Raw genomic sequence first — 588 nt, 5'->3', positions numbered from 1 at the left:
GGGCCAGGCCAGCCAGTTCGTCGCCGCCGACGACCCGGGCAAGACCATCGGCCCGGAATACCTGGGCTGGAGGCCGCACCTGCTGAGCGACTCCTCCACCGGCGCGGTGGCGGCCGGTGAGCCGGTCTCCAGCGTCATCTCCGACGGCTCCGGCGCGCCCACTGTGGGTCTGGAGGGCCAGGAGCTGCTGGTCTCCACCGCCAACTCCGCCGACGAGATCGGCACCTCCCAGGTCAACGCCGACCTCGCCCTGCGCACCCCGGTCGACGTCGCCGCCGGCGAATACCACTCCACCGTCACGCTGTCGCTGTTCAACCAGTCCTGAGCACACCGCCCGTCGTGGGCGTCCGGGACCCGCGCAAATCCGACGCACGTTCCGGACGCCCACAATGGGGCCGTACGCCCATAATGGGACCGGATGCCGCCCGGAAACCGCACGGCCGCCATGCGAACGGGCGCTCACGACCAGACAGGAGAGACCCGTTGCCCATGAGCCGTCCGCAGGGCGCCCCGACCCTCCTCGCCACCCTGCGGCAGGCCGCCGCGCTGCTCGCCACCGTCGCCATGGTGGCCGTGACGGCCGTGGTG

The 588-nt window shown here is 72.3% G+C and carries 1 protein-coding gene; it reads left to right on the top strand.

The window, feature by feature from the left end; all coding sequences use genetic code 11:
- A partial coding sequence (locus FLX08_RS41110; protein WP_208761992.1) for a hypothetical protein occupies window positions 1-325 on the top strand: 325 nt, incomplete at its 5' end.
- Between the last annotated feature and the right edge of the window lie 263 nt (window positions 326-588).

The sequence above is a fragment of the Microbispora hainanensis genome (assembly GCF_006874475.1).
In the GTDB taxonomy this organism is placed as follows: domain Bacteria; phylum Actinomycetota; class Actinomycetes; order Streptosporangiales; family Streptosporangiaceae; genus Microbispora; species Microbispora hainanensis.
The sequence above is the reverse complement of the archived record's forward strand: the minus strand, read 5'-3'. Positions and strand labels throughout refer to the sequence as shown.